Genomic DNA, 17747 nt, shown 5'->3' on the forward strand with positions numbered 1-17747 from the left:
GATGACGGCTGTGCCCGCCCCTGTTTCCTCGACCGCGGCCGGCGCGCTGTCGGCGTTCCTGCGTGGTGTTGAACGCCGTGCCCTGGTGGTGGCTGAACTGCAGTGCGGTGATGCCGCCCGCGCCGAGCAGACCCTGGTGGCGGTGATGCGCGCCTTTGCCGCGGTGGCCAGCGACCTGCCGATGGCGCAGTGGCCGACCCGCTTCTGGACCCTGCTGGGCCAGCGCCAGGCACTGCGTGAACCGATGGGCGGCCAGTGGGCGCCGCCGCTGGCCGCGCTGGGCGGCATGGACCCGCTGCCGCGCCTGGCATTGTTGCTGCGGGTAGGCGGCAGCCTGGACGAAGGCATCGCCATGCGCGTGCTCGACCAGGACGAAGCGGGCTACCAGCACCTGCTGGCCGATGCCTGCCCGCGCGATGCACACGGCCAGCCCGATGCGTCGGCCTGGCGCCAACTGGCCGAACAGGTGCAGCTGCGCATCCGCGACCTGCCGGCCAAGCGCCTGCAGCAGCTGCAGCAGCCGGCCGCACCAGCCGCCCACAATGAACCCGCAACTTCCAGCTGGCGCGCACCGCCGCAGGAAGGGCGTACCGCCGCCAACGGCAAGCGCCGCCGCCCGACTGCCAAGCCGCGCTGGCGCGGTCCGCTGATCCTGCTGCTGACCGTAGCCGTGCTGCTGGCAGCGGCGCTGGGCTGGCGCTACCTGCAGGGCCATTCGTTCGGTGCCGCGGCACCGTTGCCGGAAGGCGTGGTCGGCGAGGCGGGCCCGGTCACGGTGGAGGCGTTGCCGCCGAGCACGGTCAATGCCGCGCCGGATACGACGCCGTCCCAGGCCGCAGACGACGCCACGATGCTGGCCGACCGCGACTACCCGCTGCTGGCCGATGCCGATCTGTATGCGTGGACCGCCGCAGGCGGTCCGTTGCCGGTGGACGAATCGCAATCCAGGCCGAGCCGGCCCGAGCCGGCCAGTGCCACGCTGGAAACCACCGCTGCCGATGAATAAGACCCTGTTCGCCAGCGCGCTGCTGGCCCTGCCGCTGTCGCTGTCCGCCGCACCGCAGACCTTGAATGTGCCCCTGCCTGCGCCGGCGCCCGGCGTTGAGGCGACAGCACCGGCCCCGGCCGCTGCGCCGTCGGCCTTCGCGCAGCTGGATGCAGCGCAGCAGCGCCAGCGACGTGCCGACTACGCCGCGTGGCGGGCGCTTCCGGAAGGCGAGCGTGAGCGCATCCGCCAGGCCGCGACGCGATTCAACGCGTTGCCGGCCGACCAGCAGCAGCGCCTGCGCCAGCAGTTCCAGGCGCAGGACCAAGCCTTCCGCGAAGGCTGGCGACTGGGCCCGCAGCTGGGCCTGGTGTTCCCCAAGCTGCATGGCCTGTTCGGTTATGTGCCGCCGCAACAGCGCGAGGCCGCGCTGGCCGTGCTGCGCCAGCTCAGCCCGGCCCAGCTGGCACAGCTGGCCCTGGTCGCACAGCGCACGCCGCCGCAGGAACGCGACACGGTGCGCAGCGCCTTCCTCGCCGTGCCCGCCACCGAGCGTGACAGCTGGCTCAAGCGCCAGGCCGGACAGTAAAAAAGGGGACGGAGGGGATTAAGTCGTATTCGGGACAATTAGGTCTGAAACGACTTACTCCCCTCCGTCCCCTTTTTGTGGCTGGAACCCAGCATTCACGCCGTGTCATGGGAATGCGCGCGCTGCGCGCGTAAGATGACCGGCCGCAACCCGGTGCCTGTGCCCTTCGCGCGCAACCGTAGTTCGCGTCAAGCACCTTATGTCTACTGCAACCTCCACGCCGCGCTTCAGCAAGGAAGTCGGCGCCACCGGTCTGCTCGCCCTGCCGCTTGTGCTGGGCCATGTGTCCACCGGTCTGATCTCCTTCGTCGACAACGTGATTGCCGGTCACCACGCGACTGCGACCCTGGCCGCGGTGACCATCGGCACCGCCCTGCTGTGGCTGCCGATGCTGATCCCGATCGGCACGCTGATCTCGCTCACCGCCTCGGTGTCACAGCTGCACGGCGCTGGCCGCGAGCGCGAGATCGGCCCGCTGTTCCGCCAGGCACTGTGGCTGGCGCTGGGCCTGGGCCTGATCATGTTCACCTTCCTCACCGTGGTGCCGCCGCTGCTGCCGGCCTTCGGCATCGCCCCGGACATCGTGCCCGGCGCGACCGCGTTCCTGCATGCGGTGCGCTGGGGCGGCCCGGCGCTGACCCTGTACTTCTGCATGCGCTACCTGAGCGAGGGCATGCACTGGACGCTGCCGACCATGCTGCTCGGCTTCGGCGGCCTGCTGGTGCTGGCGCCGATGGGCTATGTGCTGGCCAACGGCAAGCTCGGTTTCCCGGAAATGGGAGCTGAAGGCCTCGGCATCGCTTCGGCGGTGATGATGTGGCTGCAGGCGATCGCCTTCGCTACCTACCTGTGGTTCACCAAGCGCTTCGCCCACCTGCAGCTGTTCTCGCACTTCGAAGGGCCGCGCTGGAAGGCGATCTGGGAACTGCTGCGCACCGGCCTGCCGATCGGCATCACCGTGCTGATGGAAGGTGGCCTGTTCATCGTCACCGCGCTGCTGATCGGCCGCCTGGGCGCCAACGAGGCGGCCGCGCACCAGATCGCGATCAACGTCGCGCAGCTGTGCTTCATGATCCCGATGGGCGTGGCCGAGGCCACTACCGTGCGCGTCGGCCATGCCGTCGGCCGTGGTGATGGCTTCGGTGTGCGGCGTGCGGCGTGGGCGGGTTACGCGATCATCATGGGCACGCAGACGTTGTCGGCGGCGGTGCTGCTGTTCGGCCACGATGCCATCGTCGGGGTGTACACCAACGATCTGGCGGTGGCCGGCCTGGCTTCGACCCTGCTGCTGTACGCGGCCACCTTCCAGTTCCCGGATGGCATCCAGGTGCTGTCGGCCGGCGCGCTGCGCGGTCTGAAGGACACCCGCGTACCGATGTTCATCGCCATGTTCGCGTACTGGGGCCTGGGCATGCCGCTCGGCGCCGGGCTCGGCCTGGGCCTGGGCATGGGCCCGCAGGGCATGTGGATCGGCCTGATCGTAGGCCTGACCGCGGCCGCCATCCTGATGGGCTGGCGCCTGCGCCGCAGCAGCCTGCGCATCGGCCAGTCCACCCTGTCCTGATCCTTCCTGCCCGCCACGCTGACCCGTGGCGGGCGATCCCCTGACTTGTGTCCGATGCCGCATCACACGGCACCGGCTATGCTGGTACCACGGCAAGAAGCCATCCGGAGCGTTCCATGAATCAACCCGTGCCCCCGCTGCCCCCGGCGCGTCGCAATCCCGTCGCCAGCTTCTTCATCGGGCTGTGGGACGTCATGAACTTCACCCGCCGGTTGATCCTCAACCTGGTGTTCTTCGGCCTGCTGTTCCTGCTGCTGGTGATGTTCGTCATCGCCGCCGGAATGGGCGCCGGTGCCAGCAAATCGCTGCAGGACCGCACCACCCTGGTGATCGCACCGGAAGGCCGCCTGGTCGAGCAGTTCAGCGCCGATCCGGTCAGCCGCGCGCTGGCCAAGGCGGTGGGCGACAACGGCGCCGAGGAGATCCAGCTGCGTGACCTGCTGCGGGTGATCGAGTCGGCCAAGGAAGACAAGAAGATCGAGCGCGTGGTGCTGGAGCTGGACAAGCTGCAGCCATCGGGCTTCGCCTCGCTGCGCGAAGTGGCGTCGGCGCTGCAGGACCTGCGCGCGTCCGGCAAGCAGCTGGTGGCCTACAGCGAGAGCATGGGGCAGTCGCAGTACCTGCTGGCCGCACAGGCCGACGAGGTCTACCTGGACCCGATGGGGTCGGTGGTGCTTGAGGGCCTGGGCCGCTATCGCCAGTACTTCCGCACCGGCCTGCAGGACAAGCTGGGCGTGGACGTGCATCTGTTCAAGGTGGGCGAATACAAGTCCGCCGCCGAGCCGTACGTGCTCGACGCCGCCTCGCCGGCCTCCAAGGAAGCCGACCTGTTCTGGATGAACGACGTGTGGCAGCGCTACCTGGGCGACATCGCCAAGGCCCGTCGCCTGGACCCGGCGCAGTTGGCTGCCGGCATCGACACGCTGCCGGAAGGTATCGCCGCCGCCGGTGGTGATCTGGCCAAGTTCGCGCTGCAGCAGAAACTGGTGACCGCGCTGAAGACCCGCGAGGAATTCGAGGATCTGATGATCGAGCGTGGCGTGGCCGATGACGATGCCGACGGCGGTTTCCGCAACGTCGACTTCGGGCGCTACCTGGCGCTGCTCGACGCTCGCCGCAACCCGGTGGACTCGCGTCCGCAGGTGGCGGTGGTGGTGGCCGCAGGCGAGATCAGCGGTGGCGACCTGCCGGCCGGCCGTATTGGTGGCGAGTCGACCTCGGCGCTGCTGCGCGCCGCGCGCGACGACGAGAACGTCAAGGCCGTGGTGCTGCGCGTCGATTCGCCGGGCGGTGAAGTGTTCGCCTCCGAGCAGATCCGCCGCGAAGTGGTGGCCCTGCAGGCCGCCGGCAAGCCGGTGGTGGTGTCGATGGGCGATCTGGCGGCGTCCGGTGGTTACTGGATCAGCATGAATGCCGACCGCATCTACGCCGATCCGTCGACCATCACCGGTTCGATCGGCATCTTCGGCATGGTGCCGAACTTCAGCCGCGCGCTGGACAAGATCGGCGTGCACACCGATGGCGTCGGCACCACCCGCTTTGCCGGTGCCTTCGACGTCACCCGTCCGATGGACCCGGCCGTTGGCCAGGTCATCCAGACGGTGATCAACAAGGGCTATGCCGACTTCACCGGTCGCGTCGCCGATGCGCGCAAGAAGCCGGTCGAGGCCGTCGACGAAGTGGCCCGTGGCCGCGTGTGGAGCGGTGCGCAGGCCAAGGAACGTGGCCTGGTCGATGCCTTCGGTGGCCTGAAGGATGCCGTGGCCGACGCCGCCAGCCGCGCCAAGCTGGGCAAGGCCGATGCCTACCGCGTGCGCTACATCGAGAAGGCGGCGACGCCGTTCGCGCAGTTCGTCAGCGGTTTTGCCGGCAGCCGCGCCGGTGCCTGGATGCTGTCCGACTCGGGCATGGCGCGGATGATGCTGGCCCGCACGATGCCGGAAGTGGACACGCAGTTGCGCTTCGTCGAGAACGCGGCACGCGAGAAGGGCAACGGTGCGCCGGTGAAGGCGCTGGCCTACTGCTTCTGCGGGTTCTGATCCGAGCGCCTATCCGCGCAGGGCGTGGATCTACTGGAAACGCCCGGCTTCGGCCGGGCGTTTTCGTTTGCCGGGTTACTGCGTCGCCTCGGCTTCGGCCTTGCGCTCACGCGCGGCGGCATCGTCCACGGTTTTCTGCACGCCCTTGGCGCGGTCCAGCGGCTCGTTGATCGCGCGCGACATCGCCCGGGGCACCGGTGGCTTTTCCGGGTTCGGCGCCGGTGGGCGCTGGCAGCCCGCCAGCAGCACGGTGGCCAGCAGGGACGAGGACAGGATCAACATGCGCATGGCGGCTCTCCGCGGTGGGCGTACGGGCAGTGTCGCACCCCCGGCAGGCAGCCGCCGTGAGCGCGTATCCTTGCGCCATCGAAATACAGCGGGCGCGGCCCCGGAGGACACATGACCCAGCAACGGTGGCGCCTGGATGGCCAGACCGCCCTGATCACCGGCGCCAGCGCCGGTATCGGCCTGGCCATCGCACATGAACTGGCCGGCCTCGGTGCCGACCTGATGATCGTCGGCCGCGATATCGACATGCTGGAGACGGCGCGCGACGAACTGCTGGACGTGTATCCGCAGCACCAGGTGCACGCGCTGGCGGCCGATGTCTCCGATGACGAGGACCGCCGCCAGATCCTGGACTGGGTGGAAGACCACAGCGATGGCCTGCATATCCTGGTCAACAATGCCGGTGGCAACGTTACCAAGGCGGCCACGGAATATTCCGAGGACGAATGGCGCCAGATCTTCGAGACCAACCTGTTCTCTGCGTTCGAGCTGTCGCGCTACGCGCATCCGCTGCTGGCCCGGCACGCGTCGTCGTCGATCGTCAATGTCGGCAGCGTGTCCGGCCTGACCCATGTGCGCAGTGGCGTGGTGTACGGCATGAGCAAGGCGGCGATGCACCAGATGACCCGCAACCTGGCCGTCGAGTGGGCCGAGGATGGCATCCGGGTCAATGCGGTGGCGCCGTGGTACATCCGTACGCGGCGCACGTCCGGTCCGCTGTCGGACCCGGACTACTACGAGGAAGTGATCAACCGCACGCCGATGCGCCGCATTGGCGAGCCCGAGGAAGTGGCCGCGGCCGTGGGCTTCCTGTGTCTGCCGGCAGCCAGCTATGTCACCGGCGAGTGCATCGCGGTGGATGGCGGTTTCCTGCGCTACGGATTCTGATCGTTCGATGGCAGTGCCGGCCGCTGGCCGGCAACCTCAGGATCTTCAGATGATTGCAGTTGCCGGCCAGCGGCCGGCACTACCGGTGGCTGTCACCCAGGCACCGGGCAGTTGCTGGCCTCCAGCACACCCTGCAGCCGCTCGCGTTCACCGCGTGCGGCATCGCGGTTCTCCGGAGCGGCGAAACGCTCACGGCCGCGTGCATCGCGGAAGCGTTGCTGCCAGCTGCCGCAGCGCTGCGCCTCGGGCAGCGCCTCGCAGCGGTCACGCACCACTTCGCAGCCTGCTGCATTCACCGGCGTGGCGCCGCCCAGCCCCTGCACGGTCATCAGTTCGCAGCGCCCGGGGGCGGCCTCGTACTCATGCAGGTAGCCACCGCCCTGGCTGTCGGTGCACTGGAAGATTGGTGGCAACGGCGGTTTCGGTGGTCCGTCGCCGGATGCGGCGCGGGCCTCGGCTTCGCGTCGCAGCGTCGCGCTGTCGAGAATCTGGTCGCCGCCTTCGCGTTCAACCATGCCTGCTTCCATGATCGTGCGCCCCTGGTCCGCGCGTCGTGGCGCCGCAGGCGTTGCAGGCACTGCAGCGGGTTCGCCGGCCTGGGGAACCGGTGGCGGAACTGGAGCCAGCGCCAGTGGGGGTTCAACCACGGCTGGTTGCGGGCTGGAGGGCGCCGGCACGCGCACGACCTGCTGCGTGCTGCCGGCCGGGCAGGGCGTGCGCTGCAGGGTAGGGATGTCACTGCTGCTGGACGTGCAGCGGTAGATCACGCCCTCGTCAGCCAATGCAGGGCCGGGCAGCAGGGCCAGGGCCAGCCAGGTCAATCTGTTCATGCGTACAGCGTACAGGCTGCGCTGGGACGCCGCGCTCAGCGCTGGCAATCGCGCGACAGGCGCGCATCGATGCCGCGTTGCTCGTTGCTGATGGCGGTACGTTCGCTCTGCAGCGCGCTGTTGTAGCGCCGGTCCAGTTCCCAGCGGCGGTCGCGCAGGCGCGCGCAGACTTCCTGCGGCGGCAGCGCGTTGCAGCTGTCGCGGACCAGCACGTTGCCGGCCGGGACCTGCACGCCTACCCCCACCGCAGGCGGGCGATACCCCGCGCCTTCGCCAATGGGCGTACCGACCGGCGTGACGATGGCCGGTCGCGGCCCGGGATAGACCAGGCCGTGATGCCCACGCGGAAGCCAGACACTGGTCCACAGTGGGACCCAGCGCGGATTGCCTTCGTTGTTGTCGCTGGTGTAACGCCGGCCATCGTCACTCACGCACTCGTACATCGGCTGCGGTGGCTGGATGTAGACGTGGCGGACTTCGCGCTCGCGGATGACCGGCGTTTCGCTGGGCGGCGGCGGCGCGGCATCGCTGCGGACCACGCGAGGGGCGGGATCGCGCGGACGCTGCAGGTCGCGTACTTCCTGGCGGCCACTGTTGCATGGCCGGTCCTGCAGGGCGACAGCGCCGTTGCTGGCAACGCAGCGGTACACGCGCACGTCCTCGGCCTCGGCGGCGCTGGCCGTCCACGGCAGCAGCAGGCTCAGGCTCAGGCTCAGGGCGGCGCGCAGCAGGGTCATGGCGGCAGGGTGCGCGATTGTCCGGCGCAGTGCAATCGGTCGCTCAGGAGCGCAGGACGTTGCCGCTGAGTGCGTCGCGGATCGGGGTGGGCTGGGCCAGGCCGCCGGTCTGTCCATCGAGGATGCCGTCGAGCAGGCGCAGCAGGCGTGGGTCCAGCTCTTCGCGGCTGCGTGCTGGCGGTTCCCCGGCCAGGTTGGCGCTGGTGGAGACCAGCGGGCCTCCCCAGGCACGGCAGAGTGCGGCCACCAGCGGGTGGGCGCTGATGCGCACCGCGATGCCGCTGTGCTCGCCGGTGACCCAGGGCTGCGCACGCGGGCCGGCCGGCAGGATCCAGGTGTTGGCACCGGGCCAGCTGGCCAGCACCGCGCGCTGGCGGGCGTCGGGCAGTGCCTGCAGCCGTACCCAGCCTTCCAGCTGGGCCAGATCGGCAGCGACCAGGATCATGCCTTTCTCGATCGGGCGCTGTTTCAGCCGCAGCACCATGTGCACCGCCGCCTCGTGCGAAGGATCGCAGCCCAGGCCCCAGACCGCTTCGGTCGGATAAGCGATCACGCCGCCCGCACGAAGCGTGGCGACAGCGGAGTCGAGGGTGAGTTCTTTCATGGCGGCGACCGGCCCGGCGTGGGGCTTCATTATCCCCCTGCTGCGTGCAGAAGGGGTGGAACGGTGCCGCCCGGTGCTGCCGGCCGCTGGCCGGCATCGTTGGTGGGTGCGGACCGTGGTGGGTGCGGACCGTTGGTCCGCACACCCCTCACCCACGCATGGCGTGGATCTACTTGGCCGCCTTCTTTACGGCCTTCTTGGCCGGCGCCTTCTTCGCAGCGGCCTTCTTCACCGCGGCCTTCTTCACCGCTTTCTTGGCCGGAGCCTTCTTGGCGGCGGCCTTCTTCGGCGCCGCCTCCTTCTTCACCGCCGCCTTCTTGGCCGGTGCCTTCTTCGCAGCGGCCTTCTTGGCACCGAAGCCCTTGCGCACCGGCTTGCCGGTTTCTTCCATCAGCTGCTGCACTTCGGCCAGGGTCAACGAGGCCGGCTCGCGATCCTTGGGGATCTTGCCGTTCATCCTGCCGTCGCTGATGTACGGGCCGAAGCGGCCGTTCAGCACCTGGATGTCGCTGCCCTCGAATTCCTTGATGATCCGGTTGCGCGCGATCTCTTCCTTCTCTTCGATCAGGAACACGGCGCGGGCCAGGTCGATGGTGTACGGGTCGTCTTCCTTCTTCAGCGAGGCATAGGTGCTGCCACGCTTGGCGAACGGACCGAAACGACCGATGCCGACGCTGACCGGTTCGCCGTTGTCCTCACCCAGCGCACGCGGCATCAGGAACAGTTCCAGCGCGTCTTCCAGGGAGATGGTGTGCATCGACTGGCCGGGGCGCAGCGAGGCGAACTTGGGCTTTTCCTCGGCGTCCTCGGCGGTGCTGCCGATGGCCGCGTACGGCCCGAAGCGGCCCAGCCGCACGCTGACCGGCTTGCCGGTCTTCGGGTCGGTGCCGAGCTCGCGGGCGCCACTGGCCTCGGCACGGTCGACCGATTCCTTCTTGTCTTCCACCAGCTCCTTGAACGGCTCCCAGAAGCGGGCCATCAGCGGGATCCACTCCTCCTCGCCACGCGAGACGGCGTCGAGCTCGTCCTCGAGCTTGGCGGTGAAGTCGTAGTCCACATACCGGGTGAAGTGGCTGGACAGGAACTTGGACACCGCACGGCCGACGTCGGACGGGCGGAAGCTGCGGCCTTCCATTTCCACGTACTTGCGGAACAGCAGGGTCTGGATGATCGAGGCGTAGGTCGAGGGACGGCCGATGCCGTACTCTTCCAGCGCCTTCACCAGCGCCGCTTCGGTGTAGCGCGGCGGCGGCTGGGTGAAATGCTGCTCGGCCTGGATGCGCTCCAGCGGCACGCGGTCGCCGGGCTTCATCGCCGGCAGCTTGCGGCCTTCGTCTTCGTCCTCGGCGCTCTTGCTGTCCTTGCCTTCCTCGTACACGGCCAGGAAGCCGGGCACGACCACGGTGGTGCCGCTGGCGCGGAACACGTGCTCGCTGCCGGCCGACAGATCGACGCTGACCGTGTTGAGCGTGGCCGGAATCATCTGGCAGGCCACCGCACGCTTCCAGATCAGCTCGTACAGGCGGCGCTCGTCGTCGGTCAGGAACCGCGCGACCTGGGCCGGGGTACGCAGCGCCGAGGTCGGGCGTACGGCTTCGTGCGCTTCCTGGGCGTTCTTCGACTTGGTCTGGTAGGTGTTCGGCTGGTCTGGCAGCGAGGCGATGCCGTAATCGCGGGCGATCACGTCGCGGATCTCGGCCAACGCATCCTGCGACAGGTTCACCGAGTCGGTACGCATGTACGAGATCAGGCCGACGGTGCCTTCGTCACCGATCGCCACGCCTTCGTACAGCTTCTGCGCGACCTGCATGGTCTTGCGGGTGGTGAAACCGAGCTTGCGCGAGGCTTCCTGCTGCAGGGTGGAGGTGGTGAACGGCGGCGCCGGGCGGCGCTTGCGCTCCTTGCTGGCCACGTCGGTGACATGCAGCGAGCCCTGCGCCGCCTGCTGGATGCGCATGCGGGCGGCTTCGGCAGTGTCACCGTCGGTGATGGTGAACTGCTCGAACTTCTGCCCGTCCAGCTTGATCAGCTTGGCGTTGAAGTGCTGCGAGGGATGCGCGCACTCGGCGGCGATCGACCAGTATTCGCGGGCGATGAAGGCTTCGATCTCTTCCTCGCGCTCGACGATCATGCGCAGCGCCGGGCTCTGCACGCGGCCGGCGGACAGGCCGCGCTGGACCTTGCGCCACAGCACCGGCGACAGGTTGAAACCGACCAGGTAGTCCAGCGCGCGGCGCGCCTGCTGGGCATCGACCAGGTCACTGGCGATCTCGCGCGGCTGGCTGATCGCCTCCTTGATCGCGCGCGGGGTGATCTCGGTGAACACCACGCGCTGCATCGGCTTGTCCTTGACCAGCCCGCGTTCCTTCAGGATCTCGGCGATGTGCCAGCTGATCGCTTCACCCTCGCGATCCGGGTCGGTCGCCAGCAGGATGTCGTCGGCGCCCTTGGCGGCCTTGGCGATCGCATCGACGTGCTTCTCGTTCTTGTCGATCACGTCGTAGTGCATGGCGAACCCGTTGTCCGGGTCGACCGCGCCTTCCTTCGGAATCAGGTCACGCACATGCCCATACGAGGCCAGGACCGTGTAGTCCTTGCCGAGGTATTTGTTGATCGTCTTGGCCTTGGCCGGCGATTCGACGATGAGCAGGTGCTTGGGCATGGCAGCAGGGTCTGTGGGGCGAACCGTGGGGAAGGGGCCGCTAGGGTGGAGCAAACGGCCGCATTAGTGAAGCGGCCACGCGCAAATCCATAAACTGAACGCCCGGTAATGTGCCGGGCGTTCAGGTTTCACCTTATTAGAGGAATCACGCCCGGCCAGCCCATGTCAAGCAGCCAGGCGTGACGATGGCCGTTCAGGAGGCCATCTTGGCGATGAAGCCGACCGCGAAGACCAGCAGGGCCAAGCCCACCAGCGACAGCAGGCCGGTCAGCACCAGCACCAGCACGGTGACCGTGCCCAGCTCGCGGCGCTGCAGCTGCGGCTGGTCGGTGAAGGCCCAGCGGTCGACCACCAGGGTGTCGCAGATCATGTCGTGCAGGCCCTGCTTGCGCTCGGTGAAGGCCGCCATCAGGAAGCCGATGCCGAGGGTGAAGCTGCTCAGCAGCATGGCCCAGTAGCGACCGAACGCGCGCGCCTTGGTCAGGCGTTCGCCATTGCTGCGCACGACCTTGATGCCGACCGCCATCTTGCCCAGCGTGGCGCCGCCCTTGGAGGCATGGAACCAGGTGTAGTACGCCATGCCGATGGCGAAGTTGATCAGTGCGCTGGACAGCTGCGCGACCACCTCGATGGCCGATTCACCACTGCCCACCGCGCCCATGCTGGCGCCGAGCACCACACCGAGGATGGCGCCGATGATGCTGCCGGGGATGAACAGCACGAAGTAGTCGATCATGTAGGCGGCCACGCGCTTCCAGAAGCCCGCGTAGACCACTTCGCCGCCCATGACCGGCTGCGCATGGCCAGCGCCGCCTGCAGCGGCAGGCGCGCTGTACGGCGAGCTGCCGAGGGCGCCGGTACCGGGCAGCGGCGCGGTGCCGTTGTCGATGGCGGCATAGTCGCCGCGCAGGTCGAAGCCGCCGCTGCCGGCGGCCGCCGTGGCGTCGGCCAGCGTCTGCAGTTCAAGCTCGTCGACCACCTGGCGCAGCGCCGCCCACTGCGCCATGCCTTCGCGCCAGACCAGCGTGTCCAGGTTCAGTTGGCCGCGCTGGAAGCGCTGGCGGATCTCCTGGACCGGCAGCGGGCCCTGGCGTTGCTGTCCTTCGGCGTAATACCACTCAGTCATTGCATGTTCCCTGTTGGATCGTCCTTGGAGGTACCGGTACGCGCGCGGCTCAGCCGCGGCACGCCGGCGGCAGGTACTTGTCGTCGCTTGCGCCGCTGCAGTCCCAGCGGCCGCTGTCGCGGTCATATTCCAGCCACAGCAGATCGCCGTCGATGCTCTTGCCCGGCATCGACAGCGTTGCCTCGATACCGCAGTGGCCGTTGTTGAAGCGGCCGATGTTCACCGCCGACAGGCCGGACCGGGTGAAGTCGCCAGGGGCGGGGAAGCCGGCATCGTTGGCGCCCGGGCAGCGACCTTCCTCATCGGCGAAATGCTGCACCTGGTCCTGCAGCGGGTGCAGGGCATCGGCCGCGGCGGCGACCTTGGCGCGCACGGTGTAGTCGTTGTAGGCAGGCAGGGCGATGGCGGCAAGGATGGCCACGATCGGCACCAGCACCAGCAGTAGAGCGCCCGCGATGATGGCAGTGAGGGCGCAGCCGGACAGCTGCTTCTTCGGCGGCGGCACGACGCCAGCCGGTGCGCTGGTGGCGTACGGGGTGGACGGCGGCAGCACCGGTGGCTGCTGCGGCGGCGGTGCCACCGGTTCCGGCGCGGGCTCGACGGCCGTTGCTGCAGCGTCCAGTGCAGGCACGATCAGGCCGAGTTCGTCGACGACGGTACGCAACGGCTGCCATTGCGGCAGACCGTCGCGCCACACCAGGGTGTCCAGGGAGATCTGGTTGTTGCGGAACAACTCAACCAACTGTTCCGCCGGCAGCGGACCTTGCTGCCGGTTGCCTTCTGCGTGGAACCACTCGCTCACGGGGACGCTCCTGAATGCGCTATGCCCCCAAGTGTACGGTCAGTGCAGGGGTTCTGGCTCGTCCATGAACATCTGCGTCTCCATCCAGGCATAGGCCGCTTCGGAGCCGGGCTGGTTGAACAGCACCATCAGCACGACCCACTTCAGGTCGTCCAGGTCCAGTTCGTCCTGGTCCAGGGCCATCGCCCGGTCCAGCACCAGCTCGCGCTGGTCGGCATCAAGGATGCCGTGCTGTTCCAGATACAGCAGGAAACCGCGGCATTCCACGTCCAGCTTGTCCAGCTCGGGGCCGTGGTAGACGCGCACGGGACCATCGACCCGGGCCTGGGACATGCTCGGCCGTTGCGCGGCCAGGGCATCGAGCCAGTCGAATGCCTTGTTGATCTCGGTAGGGCTGAAACCGGCCTGGATCAGGCCGTTCTGAAGCGAATCGCGGTCACGGATCAGGTCCGCATCTTCGCTGAAATAGTGTTCAAACAGGTACAGCAGTACGTCCAGGATGCTCTCTTTCATTGCCCCTCGGCCTGCGTCGCGCGACGCTGTAGAGGTGAAGAAACTAGGGAGTTCGACAGTAGCGGCCGTGTACGCACACCACGATTCCCGCCAGTTCCATGGCCAGCAGCATGGAGGACACCTGGGGCGCCGTCAATCCACAGCGCGTGATCAGTGAATCCATACCGCTTGGGTTGTGGTCCAGGGCCCGCCACAAGCACTGGTAGTCAGGGTCGTCGGCCCAGCGCGCCGGCAGGAGCGCCGACGGTGCCTGTTCAGTGGGGGTGACCAGCCGCGATTGCAAGCCCGGCAGCTGCTGCCGCAGCGCAGGGGCCAGCAGCTCCAGCACCTCTTCGGGGCGTTCGACCAGCGCGGCGCCTTCACGGATGAGCCGGTGGCAGCCCGCCGCGCGTGGATTGAGCACTGAACCGGGCAGGGCGCAGACCTCGCGGCCGGCCTCGGCGGCCAGGCGCGCGGTGATCAGCGCTCCCGAGCGCTGGGCGGCCTCGACCACCACCGTGGCCAGGGCCAGCCCGGCCACCAGCCGGTTGCGCGCCGGGAAGTGTCCGGGACGGGCTGCGGTGCCCGGAAGGTATTCGCTGAGCACGGCGCCCTCGGTGGCGATGCGGGCCTGGAGCCGGGCATGACTGTCCGGGTAGGCGAGATCAGGGCCGGTACCGATCACGGCGACGGTGCAGCCACCGGCGTCCAGGGTTGCCAGGTGGGCGGCTGCATCGATGCCGGCAGCCAGCCCGCTGGTTACCGCCAACCCGGCCTCGACCAAGCCGCTGGCAAAACGGGCCGCCAGCGCGCGACCACCCGGCGTTGGCGAGCGGCTGCCGACCAGGGCCACGGAGGGGCGCCAGGCCAGGCTGGGGTCACCGGCCACGAACAGGGCCAGCGGCGGGTTGGGTACCTCCAGCAGGGTGGGAGGAAAGGCCGGGTCGGTGAAGGCCAGCACGTGGTGGTGGTCGTCTTCCAGCCAGCGCTGCGTGGCTGCCCATGCCCGGGCATCCGGGCGTTCCAGTGCGGCGCACTGCTCCGGTGTGCAGCCGTGTGCACGCCAGTTCGCAGTGCCCTGCGCGATGGCCGCGTCCGCGCAGCCCGCGCTCTGCAGCAATGCCCGTCGCGGCGCCAGTGCGCCCCCCGCCATCACCAGGCGCAGCAGCGCCTCATCAGCTTGCTTGGTCATTCCCCACTATCGACCGCATGCAACAAAGGCGCCCTCGGGCGCCTTCGCATGTACGTGTCAGGTTTTGCCGGAGGTGTCTGCCGGCCAGCGGCCGGCACTCCCTGGGGTGGCCGGGGCAGCCCGGCAGCCGTTACTTCGCGTCCGGGTGCAGCGCGTTGTAGCCCACGCGCACCGGCTTCACGCCCTGCATCACCAGCGCGTAGCTGACGTTGTCGAAGGTGCGGAACACCATCGCATGCGCTGCGTACTCCTCCGGCAGCGCAACCCGGCCGACACTGCCGCTGAGCGCATCGTCCATGCGCGACGACGTCGGGTACTTCAGGCGGTTGGCCACATGACGACCCTGCCGCCACAGCGAGAACACGGTGCCATTGTCCACGCCCTGGACCCGCCCGGCCGAAATCGCGATCACGTCGCGCGGGCCGCCGGCGGTGAACATGTCGGTCACCGCGAGCACGCGCACGTCCACGCCTTCCACGCCCGCGGCCGGCACATGCGGCACGAACTGCAGGTCATAGGGACGGGCCTCGACCGGCACCAGGCGGTCGCCGACACGGACTTCACGGCCACCCGTGCTCTTGTCCAGCGCCAGCGTGGAGGCCCCGGCCTTGCCGTCGGCAACCCGGGTGATGGTGCCGGTGGCAAGCTGGGCCAATTCATAACCCAGCACGCCGCGGCGTGCGTTGGGTGCGTTGTACGCCTTCCACAGGTTGCCGCTGCCCGGCGTGACGTCGCCGTTGGCATTCAGGTCTTCGGTCGGCTTGGGCTGGGCGTAGCGCACGGTCGGGCGGACCACGGCCCAGCGCTGTCCCAGCTGGGCATCGCCCAGATTCACATAGGCGGTATCACCGCCGGCCACGCGCAGGCGGTTGTCTTCCAGACCGACCACCTGGGGCAGCTGCTCGATGCTGTCGACCACGCTCAGCTGCTTCAGGAACGGCTCGACCTGGGCCAGCGGAATGGCGTCGATCGGGGCCTCCTGGCGCGGGCCCGGCTGGGCCGCCACGGTCACCCGGTCCAGATAGGCCAGGCTGAGCACGTCACCGGGATAGATCAGGTGCGGATTGGCGATCTGCGGATTGGCCTGCCAGATCTCCGGCCACAGCCACGGCTTCTGCAGGAAACGTGCGGCGATATCCCACAACGTATCCCCTTTTCGGACCACATAGGTGTCCGGGTGCCCGCCATTCACTTCCACGGCGGTAGCATAGGCAGCCACGGTCAGCATCGCCGCGGCGACGACCGTACGAAAACGAAGCAACATAGGTGTGAAGCCCTGATTCCCCAACAGGTCCGCGCACTATAGTCCAGAAACCGGGGCGCAAGGCAAGCGTTGGAGCTAGAATCTGCGACGTATGCCGGCGTGCCGGCCCCCTATCCGGAAACAGCCATGGCCCTTCTCCCCATTCTCGAGTTCCCCGATCCGCGCCTGCGTACCAAGGCTGCGTTGATCGAAGCCGCCGAAGTCACCACGCCGGCCTTCCAGGAACTGATCGACAACATGTTCCTGACCATGTACGACGCGCCGGGCATCGGCCTGGCCGCCACCCAGGTGGATGTGCACAAGCGCTTCATGGTCATCGACGTCAGCGAAGAAAAGAATGAACCGCATGTGTTCATCAACCCGGAAATCGTCGCCAAGGACGGGGGCCGGGTGTACCAGGAAGGCTGCCTGTCGGTGCCGGGCATCTTCGCCGACGTGACCCGCGCCGACACCATCACCGTGAAGTACCTGGACCGCAATGGCCAGGAGCAGCAGCTGGAAGCCGGCGAAGTGCTCGCGACCTGCATCCAGCACGAGATGGATCACCTGGACGGCAAGCTGTTCATCGACTATCTGTCGCCGCTCAAGCGCGAGATGGTGCGCAAGAAGCTGGCCAAGCAGCGCAAGCACGTGGCGTGATCGCCGATCCGGGCCACCCCTCGGGTGGCCCGTGCCTGCGCGATGCGCGCGGGCTGTACGGCGCCGGCCGACGGCGCCGTTTTCTTTCCTGCACGAATCCATCCTGCAAGTGGGGTAGCCATGAGGATTGTCTTTGCCGGTACGCCGGAATTCGCGGTGTCATCGCTGCGCGCGGCTGCGCGCCATCACGAGGTCGTGGCCGTCTACACCCAGCCTGATCGACCGGCCGGTCGTGGCCGTGGCCTGGCGCCGTCGCCGGTCAAGCTCGAAGCCGTGGCCCGTGGCATCCCGGTCTACCAGCCCGAATCGCTGAAGGGCGACGCTGCCCAGCAGCAGCTGCGCAACCTGCAGCCGGACCTGATGGTGGTGGTGGCCTACGGCCTGATCCTGCCCAAGGCGGTGCTGGCCATTCCGACCCATGGCTGCTGGAACGTGCACGCCTCGCTGCTGCCGCGCTGGCGCGGTGCCGCGCCGATCCAGCGTGCGATCCAGGCCGGCGACGCCAAGACCGGCGTTTGCCTGATGCAGATGGAAGCGGGCCTGGATACCGGCCCGGTGCTGCTGCACCAGGAGCTGCCGATTGCTGTTACCGATAGCGGTGGGCAGCTGCACGACAAGCTGGCCGAACTGGGCGCGCAGGTGCTGTCCGATGGCCTGGGCCTGCTGCGTGCCGGCATCAAGCCGATCGCGCGGCCGCAGCCTGAGCAGGGCGTGACTTACGCGCACAAGCTGGACAAGGCCGAAGCGAAGCTGGACTGGGCGCAGGACGCCGCTGCGCTGGCGCGCACCGTGCGCGCGTTCAATCCGTGGCCGATCGCCGAGGCGACGCTGGCCGGCGAGCGCGTGCGCATCCATGGCGCGGTGGCGCTGGATGAGGCCCACGCCCAGGCGCCGGGCACGGTGCTGGCGGCCGGCCGCGACGGCATCGACATCGCCTGTGGCCAGGGTGTGCTGCGCCTGCGCGTACTGCAGCGCGAAGGCGGCAAGGCGATCACCGCCGCCGACTACCTCAACGCTCGCCGCGACCTGCGCGTGGGGGCATAAGC

General features: G+C 68.4%; 17 protein-coding genes. 7 read left to right on the forward strand and 10 right to left on the reverse strand.

Annotated elements, in window-relative coordinates; translation table 11 throughout:
• The first annotated feature begins 1 nt into the window (after position 1).
• The 4 genes from AC5P7U_RS05185 (at position 2) to sppA (ending at position 5177) form a co-directional block, all read left to right on the forward strand.
• Positions 2-1006 (forward strand): hypothetical protein, encoded by a 1005-nt coding sequence (locus AC5P7U_RS05185; protein WP_049456852.1) that lies wholly within the window; start codon positions 2-4, stop codon positions 1004-1006.
• Positions 999-1574, forward strand: coding sequence for a DUF3106 domain-containing protein (locus AC5P7U_RS05190; RefSeq protein ID WP_197564479.1), 576 nt, complete (start codon positions 999-1001; stop codon positions 1572-1574). Before AC5P7U_RS05185 ends, AC5P7U_RS05190 begins: the two co-directional genes overlap by 8 nt.
• A 199-nt stretch (positions 1575-1773) precedes the next feature.
• Complete coding sequence (locus AC5P7U_RS05195) at positions 1774-3138, forward strand: MATE family efflux transporter (RefSeq protein WP_049456854.1); 1365 nt, start codon at positions 1774-1776, stop codon at positions 3136-3138.
• Positions 3139-3254: 116 nt separating this feature from the next.
• Positions 3255-5177: a signal peptide peptidase SppA gene (gene sppA, locus AC5P7U_RS05200; RefSeq protein ID WP_006472859.1), complete on the forward strand. Its 1923-nt coding sequence runs from the start codon at positions 3255-3257 to the stop codon at positions 5175-5177.
• A 75-nt stretch (positions 5178-5252) separates the two neighbouring features.
• On the opposite strand, the gene AC5P7U_RS05205 is transcribed toward sppA, so the two are convergent.
• Positions 5253-5465: a hypothetical protein gene (locus AC5P7U_RS05205; RefSeq protein ID WP_049456855.1), complete on the reverse strand. Its 213-nt coding sequence runs from the start codon at positions 5463-5465 to the stop codon at positions 5253-5255.
• 111 nt (positions 5466-5576) lie between these two features.
• On the opposite strand from AC5P7U_RS05205, the gene AC5P7U_RS05210 reads away from it, so the two are divergent.
• Positions 5577-6353: an SDR family oxidoreductase gene (locus AC5P7U_RS05210; protein WP_008267396.1), complete on the forward strand. Its 777-nt coding sequence runs from the start codon at positions 5577-5579 to the stop codon at positions 6351-6353.
• 92 nt (positions 6354-6445) lie between these two features.
• Here the strand turns inward: AC5P7U_RS05210 and AC5P7U_RS05215 are convergent, their stop codons facing one another.
• From AC5P7U_RS05215 to AC5P7U_RS05255, 9 genes are all read right to left on the reverse strand, one after another.
• A complete protein-coding gene (locus AC5P7U_RS05215) occupies positions 6446-7183 on the reverse strand; it encodes a hypothetical protein (protein WP_197565111.1) in 738 nt (245 codons plus the stop codon).
• 35 nt (positions 7184-7218) lie between these two features.
• Positions 7219-7920 carry a DUF4124 domain-containing protein gene (locus tag AC5P7U_RS05220; protein WP_197565112.1) on the reverse strand — a complete coding sequence of 234 codons (702 nt, stop codon included), beginning with the start codon at positions 7918-7920 and terminating at the stop codon, positions 7219-7221.
• A 43-nt stretch (positions 7921-7963) separates the two neighbouring features.
• Positions 7964-8554: an L-threonylcarbamoyladenylate synthase type 1 TsaC gene (gene tsaC / locus AC5P7U_RS05225; protein WP_164241495.1), complete on the reverse strand. Its 591-nt coding sequence runs from the start codon at positions 8552-8554 to the stop codon at positions 7964-7966.
• Between the two features lie 139 nt (positions 8555-8693).
• Positions 8694-11186 (reverse strand): DNA topoisomerase I, encoded by a 2493-nt coding sequence (locus AC5P7U_RS05230; protein ID WP_197563904.1) that lies wholly within the window; start codon positions 11184-11186, stop codon positions 8694-8696.
• A gap of 193 nt (positions 11187-11379) precedes the next feature.
• Positions 11380-12312: an RDD family protein gene (locus AC5P7U_RS05235; RefSeq protein ID WP_053450908.1), complete on the reverse strand. Its 933-nt coding sequence runs from the start codon at positions 12310-12312 to the stop codon at positions 11380-11382.
• A gap of 49 nt (positions 12313-12361) precedes the next feature.
• A complete protein-coding gene (locus AC5P7U_RS05240) occupies positions 12362-13114 on the reverse strand; it encodes a pilin (RefSeq protein ID WP_006472771.1) in 753 nt (250 codons plus the stop codon).
• A gap of 39 nt (positions 13115-13153) precedes the next feature.
• Entirely contained in the window at positions 13154-13627 is a 474-nt protein-coding gene (locus tag AC5P7U_RS05245; protein ID WP_006472770.1) for a DUF494 family protein, read from the reverse strand.
• A 43-nt stretch (positions 13628-13670) separates the two neighbouring features.
• Positions 13671-14798, reverse strand: a complete 1128-nt coding sequence (dprA, locus tag AC5P7U_RS05250; RefSeq protein WP_006472768.1) for a DNA-processing protein DprA — start codon at positions 14796-14798, stop codon at positions 13671-13673.
• 130 nt (positions 14799-14928) lie between these two features.
• Entirely contained in the window at positions 14929-16062 is a 1134-nt protein-coding gene (locus AC5P7U_RS05255) for a LysM peptidoglycan-binding domain-containing protein (protein WP_006472766.1), read from the reverse strand.
• A gap of 126 nt (positions 16063-16188) precedes the next feature.
• On the opposite strand from AC5P7U_RS05255, the gene def reads away from it, so the two are divergent.
• Together def and fmt are read left to right on the forward strand one after the other, a co-directional pair.
• Entirely contained in the window at positions 16189-16701 is a 513-nt protein-coding gene (gene def / locus AC5P7U_RS05260; RefSeq protein ID WP_008267110.1) for a peptide deformylase, read from the forward strand.
• 120 nt (positions 16702-16821) lie between these two features.
• Positions 16822-17745 (forward strand): methionyl-tRNA formyltransferase, encoded by a 924-nt coding sequence (gene fmt, locus AC5P7U_RS05265; RefSeq protein ID WP_197563906.1) that lies wholly within the window; start codon positions 16822-16824, stop codon positions 17743-17745.
• Positions 17746-17747: the final 2 nt, after the last annotated feature.

The sequence above is a fragment of the Stenotrophomonas sp. YJH_SMC_57 genome (assembly GCF_059369755.1).